This is a genomic window from Lapidilactobacillus luobeiensis (genome assembly GCF_024345205.1).
GTDB classification, from domain to species: Bacteria; Bacillota; Bacilli; order Lactobacillales; family Lactobacillaceae; genus Lapidilactobacillus; species Lapidilactobacillus luobeiensis.
In genome coordinates, this window is sequence record NZ_BROC01000048.1 from 1 (window position 1) to 6,914 (window position 6,914).

The 6,914-nt window shown below is 47.9% G+C and carries 5 protein-coding genes; 3 read left to right on the forward strand and 2 right to left on the reverse strand.

Annotation, left to right across the window (positions count from 1 at the left end; genetic code table 11):
- Positions 1–342: 342 nt before the first annotated feature.
- The gene (locus OCU21_RS11050; protein ID WP_261807457.1) at positions 343–2,046 is read left to right on the forward strand and encodes a M3 family oligoendopeptidase; all 1,704 of its coding nucleotides are present in this window, start codon (positions 343–345) and stop codon (positions 2,044–2,046) included.
- 32 nt (positions 2,047–2,078) lie between these two features.
- The gene (locus OCU21_RS11055; RefSeq protein WP_261807458.1) at positions 2,079–2,756 is read left to right on the forward strand and encodes a 2,3-bisphosphoglycerate-dependent phosphoglycerate mutase; all 678 of its coding nucleotides are present in this window, start codon (positions 2,079–2,081) and stop codon (positions 2,754–2,756) included.
- Positions 2,757–3,707: 951 nt separating this feature from the next.
- Here the strand turns inward: OCU21_RS11055 and OCU21_RS11060 are convergent.
- Entirely contained in the window at positions 3,708–5,051 is a 1,344-nt protein-coding gene (locus OCU21_RS11060) for a C1 family peptidase (RefSeq protein ID WP_261807459.1), read from the reverse strand.
- A gap of 229 nt (positions 5,052–5,280) precedes the next feature.
- Positions 5,281–5,682: a winged helix-turn-helix transcriptional regulator gene (locus OCU21_RS11065; protein WP_125598969.1), complete on the reverse strand. Its 402-nt coding sequence runs from the start codon at positions 5,680–5,682 to the stop codon at positions 5,281–5,283.
- A 97-nt stretch (positions 5,683–5,779) separates the two neighbouring features.
- Here OCU21_RS11065 and OCU21_RS11070 point away from each other — a divergent pair, with 97 nt between their 5' ends.
- Positions 5,780–6,742, forward strand: coding sequence for a 2-hydroxyacid dehydrogenase family protein (locus OCU21_RS11070; protein ID WP_261807460.1), 963 nt, complete (start codon positions 5,780–5,782; stop codon positions 6,740–6,742).
- Positions 6,743–6,914 lie beyond the last annotated feature (172 nt).

Sequence of the window (6,914 nt, forward strand, 5' to 3'; positions counted from 1 at the left end):
ATTTTCGGTGCACTTCCGAAAAGCTCAAAATCGTGCCCGCAGCGTTCCACCACCCCCAGCCCGACCTGGAGCCCCACCACATCTGCAATCCACCAACGCCACGCGCAGAGCAAGCCGCGGCCAAGCTGCCAAGGACAATTTCACCACTGAAACGTGTTCGCCGGCCTAGCCGGTTACGTCCACACCAAAACCCACTACACCTGCAATACTTTTCAGATCAGGAGATGTTTTTTTCGGGAGTGTATCAGAGGTGGTCAAATGCAGATTCTCGTTGGCTCCGCCTCTTGTTCCCCTATCCGCAGTCGTTTATAATTGAGAAAGAATCCGAGGAGGTTAATGCTTATGACAGATTTTGCTAAATTGCCTTACGCTCGTCCTGAGTACGAGCAAGTAGCCCAACAGTATCAAACCCTGATCGCCGCGCTGAAGAACGCCGATGATCCTTTGACCGCCGTTAAGGCCGCCTTGGCGATCAGCCAATTGAACAGTGATGTGGTTTCGCAACAGATGTTGGCTTACATTCGCTTTAGCGTGAATACGCTGGATAAGTTCTACGAAGCGGAAAATGATTATTGGAACGAATTTGGTCCCAAATATGACGAATTCACCACAGCCTATTATCAGGCGCTGGTTGACTCGCCTTATCGTCAGGCTTTGCGTCAAGAGTTGCCGGAAACCTTATTTGAAATGGCCGAGAATCAAATCAAAACTTTTTCTACCGCAGTGATTCCGTTATTGCAAGAGAATAATAAAATCAGCAATCAATATTCAACCTTGATCGCGGCGGCGCAGATCGAATTTGATGGTCAGACTTACAATATTAGTCAATTAGGTAAATTGCGCAATGATCCCAATCGTGATATTCGGCGGCGGGCAACGGCGGCGACCACCCAATGGTTCGTTGACCATGAAACAGAATTTGATACGATTTATGACCAGTTGGTGCAGATCCGGACAAAAATCGCCCATCAATTAGGTTATCGTGATTATGCGGCGATGAGTTTTGATTTCATGAATCGCTTTGATTATGACGAAGCCGATGTCGCTAACTACCGCGAGACGATTCGAAAGAAGGTTGTACCGATCGTCAACAAGTTGATGGCGCGGCAGCAAACACGCTTGGGCTTGGATAACTTGGCCTTTTACGATGAGGGGTACAATTTCCCTAGTGGCAACGCGCTGCCTCAAGGGACACCTGATCAACTAGTGGCAAAAGCTAACGAAATGTACCACGAAATGTCGCCAGAGACAGGCGAGTTCTTCCAAATGATGGTCGATGATCACAACTTGGATCTTTTGAGTCATCATGGCAAGCAGGGCGGCGGTTATTGCGAATTCTTGCCGAAATTCAAGACGCCGTTTATTTTCGCCAACTTTAATGGCACTTCCGGCGATGTGGATGTGTTGACCCACGAAGCTGGTCATGCGTTCCAAACCTTCATGGCCCAAAATATCAAGGCGTGGGAATGTATTTTCCCAACCAATGAAGCGGCGGAAATTTTCTCGATGAGTATGGAGTTCATCGCTTATCCGTGGATGCCGAAATTCTTTGGCGAGCAGACGACCAAGTATAAATTTGAACACTTATCCAGCGCCTTGATCTTCTTGCCATATGGTGTGCTAGTCGATCATTTCCAAACCGAAGTGTATCAACATCCTGACTGGACACCAGCCGAACGGAAAGCCACTTGGCGTCGACTGGAGAAAATGTATTTGCCTAGTCGTGATTATTCCGATGAACCCGACTTGGATCGAGGGATCTACTGGTACCGCCAAGGTCATATTTTCGAAGCGCCTTTCTACTATATTGACTACACCTTGGCGCAAGTCGTGGCCTTCCAATTCTGGAAACGATTTGAAGTCGATCACGATCCGCAAGCTTGGTCAGATTACCTGGCAATGGCCAAGGCCGGTGGTAGTTTGAGTTTCAATCAATTGGTGGCGTTGGGCCACTTGCAGAGTCCTTTCAAAGATGGCGCGTTGGACGACGTTTTAGCGGCCATCGATCAAAATCTAACGGCCGTTCCTGAATCGGCGTTACAATAGACCCAGTTTAAGGCAAAAGAGGTTTTGGAATCTTGGTAAAACTAGTCTTGATCCGACATGGTGAGAGTACGGCTAATGCGGATGACACTTATACCGGCTGGTCCGATGTTCAGCTGACCGATCGCGGCATCGCTCAGGCCCACGCCACCGCTGACTTACTGGCCGACCTAACCTTCGCGCCGACGACCGTCCACACGTCTGTTTTAGTGCGGGCGATCAAAACGGCGCTGATCATTTGCGCGGATCGTGATTGGCTAGCTTTGCCATTGTTGAAAAGTTGGCGGTTGAACGAGCGTCATTATGGCGCGCTACGAGGGCATAACAAACAACAGACTCGTTTAGAATTCGGCGCCCATCAAGTCGCGTTGTGGCGCCGGGATTTCTGGACGGTTCCGCCGTTGTTGACCGCGCCAGATCACGATCGACGCTATGCCGAACTCGATCCGCGCTGTTTACCCTTGGGCGAAAGTTTGGCGACGGCCAGTGCGCGCGTGCTCCCTTATTATCAAGATGTGGTCGTGCCTGAATTGTTGCAGGGCCATGATCAGTTGATCGTGGCCCATGGCAGCACTTTGCGGGTCTTGCTGAAGTATATTGAGCAGCTGTCGCCCCATCAACTTGATGGGGTCGAGGTGGCTAATGGTGAGCCGATCGTTTACGAGTTTGACGCGCACTTGCAGGTCACTGAGAAAATCGTGCTTGGTGAGTAGTGACCGCTTAATTGCGGGTGTGCTGGGTTTGGATGGGAACGCAACCGCCTCAGGACGTTTGTCGTGGCTGGAACGCAGTGGGCACTGTTTTGAGCCAATCCGCAAAGAACGCGGCTTGTCTCAAAATCAGGCCTTATTCTAAGCGATAAATCGCTAAGAATAATCTCACCGCTGAAACGTGTTCGCCGACCTAGCTTCTTCCGCTTAGCTACGCAAGGATTCTGGAAGCGGAGTTCAGCTTCCAAAATCCTTGCTAGGCTAATGCTCAGAAGCTACCCAGGTCGGCTCTCACTCTAGATAGAGCCACACGTCCTGAGGCGGTTGCTAGGCAGAATTGAGCTTATCTGCAATCGAAGTGAAGGATTTGACGAAGTTCTTTTGCGAGCGAGCGGTCAAACAATCGCCCGCTTTTTTGGTGGTATGGCAATGCCAATGAATTTGAATTAGTAGGTCGGTACATTTCAGATAGTGCCGACAACTCTATCTCACTTACCTAAGCGGGTTTGGGTTGGCAACCGACCGATTCAGCCGATTCAGCAAAAACTTGCCTCAGTTCATCAAGCAGACTCCGCTGGTGTCACCAATTTAACGCTGGTAACCACTAGCCACGGTCGTCGATTGCGTGGCTCCCTATTAATTAGCCATAGCTTGCCGATTGGCGGGAGTGCTCAAACGACTATGATAACGTTGAGCGGCTGGAGCGGAGAAATTCGGGGTGAGCTCGCCGTGAAATTGGTCTTAGTGGCTATGCCACTTAGACCAAGGCTCAGCTTTGAGATTCGCGGGTTTTGCGAAGCTCAAAGTGACGCCCACAGCGAGCTCACCCCGAATTTCGCAGCGCAAGCTGCGGACATCATACTTTCACAGCGCAAACCAAGCAAACACCCGCAAATTTTGCGACAAAGAAAAACCATGTCAAAATCGACATGGTTTTTTTGGTGAAGATTTGAATTAAAGCGCCAAAGCACCCATTGGATCCCAAGGCTTCAAAACAGTCGGATTGTCATGCTCGTCAGCAATGACCTTTTGCAAGTCAGCTGATAAGAACTTCTTGTCAATGACAACTTGATAAACGAATTGATCGAACCAAGTGTCACTCATCACGAAGTAGCCCTTGAAACCAGGCTTGTCACCCCATGAGTTCTCAACCTTCCACTTAGTTGGTTGGCCATTGACCAAGTCAACGCCAGTGATCACCATGGCGTGAGTCATCAAGCTTTCGCCGTGATCCAAACGTTCAGCCTTGGTCATTGAAAGATCAACATCCAGGGTTTCGCCTGTTTGGTAAACTTCAGTATCCAAGATACCAGCTTGGCGATCGGAGATTTTGCCAACATCAGAACCAAACCAAACTGTTTCGCCAGCTTGTAATTGCTTGATCGTTAAGGCTTTGAAGTCGTCAATGCTTAAGTTCAAGTGACGAACTTGGCGACCGCCAACCACGTTACCTAATAAATCAACCGTATAAACATGGTTGAAGGGCTTGTCGGCCGTAGGGGAGTTGATCAGGGAGATATGATCTTCAAGATCAAGGCCAACGAATTTCTCATAGAAACTCTTTGGTGTCAAGCCAGCTTCGCGGTGATAAACCTTGTCGCTGTCTGTATATTCCCAGTCAAATTGAACTGGTGGTTTGCCCAAAGTAAAGACCAAAATACGATAAACTTCATTGAGCATCTTGTCTTTAGCAGCGGCAATCGCATCAGCAGTCGCTTTGTCGGCAACTAATTGGCGTAATTCAACCGCGTCTTTACGCAATTTAGTGTTCAAAGTTGTGTTCAGTTCACTTGATTTTGAGCTGTTGTAGGTCTCAGGCATAACATCCTTAGGCACTAAACCATATTTTTCAATCAAGGCGCACAGCATATCCCATTGGCCACCATCTTGTTGTGGTGTCGCCAAAAGGAAGTCAACTTTGCGATCGCCTAATGGCAAGTCAGCTGTTGCGATCACATGTTCCAAGAACCAGTTTGATTTCTCAAATTTATCCCAGAAGTTGGTGTAGTTTTGGGACAATTCGAATCCCTTCAACTTCAATTGATCTTGTAATGGATGGCGCATCGTATTCAATGCGGCAAACATCCAGCAACGGCCAGATTGTTTCTGGTTAGCAACGTCGCCAGTTTGGATCTCCACGGAGAAGTTTGGTGTCATTGCGACATCAGCGGCGATATTCCGGCTGGAAGCCAGAATACCGTTGTGGGCAACCGCATTGGCTGTCGCGTTTGATTTTGGTAATTCAGCAAAATCTTGGGCAAATTTTTCAATATTTGCGCTGGTAATTTCTTTACTCATTAAGTCAACCTCCAAAATTTCAAAATTCAATTATATGTTATCCTATTTTGGCACAATAGTCTAATGAAATTTTAATTATTGTCAAAGTAAGCGCGAATTATCAATCATTGCTCGCCAAATAATGATGAGAAAACGCTCTCACAAGATAACCGCGCTTCCGTAGTCAATCGTTTTCAGGAAGACGTTTGCGCCGCCAGCAGAAATCGGTATCCTGATCAACCGTGATCGATCAGGATTTTTTGGGATCGCCTAGACTAAAGGTGATCTTATCCAACTGCAATTCGCTTAATCGTTGGTCTCCCCAAGCGTACATCGCATCAATGATCGGGAGCAATGATCGCCCCAGCGGCGTCAAAGAATAGACCGTTTTCGTTCTTGGTCCAGCCTCTTCCTGACGATCGAGTAGCCCATCCGCCACTAATTCTTTCAGCTTTTTGGCGAGTTCCTTGTGTGACGCCTGGGGCAATAATCGTTGCAATTCATAGAAATAATAAGCGCCGTCATGGCCCAAGTGGTAGATCAGATTGATTTTCCATTTACCACTGAACATGGCTAAGGTGAACTCTTTGCGACAGCTGTAGTCACCATCTTCCAGTTTCTTGAGAACATCTTGACGAATTAAGTCGGTCAAAGCAAGGACTCCTTTCTGTGGTAACTTAAAAGTGCGTTATTGTCAGCTTGGTCGCCAGGACTTATGATGGTTTTAGCCAATCTAAGGAGGCCATTTCATGAAAAAAGTATATGTATCCGCACAATTACCAACGCTTGCGCTGGACAAATTACAACAAAACCATTTAGCGGTGGCAGTCTATCAAGGTGAAGGCTTGATCACCCGCGCCGAATTATTAGCTCAGGTCAGGGATGTGGATTTTCTAATTACGACGCTTTCGACCGAAGTTGACGAAGCAATCATTGATGCGGCGCCGCAGCTGAAACTAATCGCCAATTTTGGCGCCGGCTTCAATAATATTGACGTTGACTATGCCAGATCCAAAGGCATTCTAGTTTCAAATACACCGCAAGTCTCAACAAATTCAGTGACAGAACTGACAATTGGGTTGATTTTGGCCCTAAGTCATCGGATCGTTGAAGGTGATCATCAAATGCGGGCATCAGGTTTCCCCGGCTGGGCCCCGCTGTATTTTCTCGGCCATGAAATTTCGGGTAAGGCATTGGGTATTGTCGGCTTAGGTAATATCGGTCGTGAAATCGCCAAAAAGGCCACCGCGCTGGGTATGCACGTTTCCTATTTCTCGCCTCGACGGATCAGCGCGGCGGATGAAAACGCCCTTGAAGTCAACTATAAATCATTTGCGGACTTGATTCAAACAAGTGACTACATCAGCATTAATGCACCGCTGACCCCACAAACCCATCATCAATTTGACGCGGCCGTATTTGCACAGATGAAGTCAACGGCGGCGTTGATCAATGTTGGTCGCGGACCAATCGTTGATGAAACAGCGCTCCTGCAGGCTTTAAAAAATCACCAAATCGGTGGCGCAGCCCTTGATGTGTATGAAAACGAGCCCGAATTTGACGCTGGTTTCAAGACTTTGAAGAATGTTATTTTAACGCCCCATATCGGCAACGCCACCGTGGAAGCCCGTGATGCCATGGCCGCGATCGTCGCCAACAATGTCATCTTAATGAATCAAGACGAGCAACCGAAATTCGTTGTTGATCGGTAACTTTATAGGTAGAATTCGGTCGAGTTGTAAAGATTGGAGGTGGACCTGAATCAATCGTATGACCACTATCCACGGTCGTCCATTGCGTAGTTCCCCATCAATTGGCCATAGCCTGCCAAATGGCGTGAGTGCTCAAACGGCTGTTAAAACGTTGAGCGGCTGGAGCGGAGAA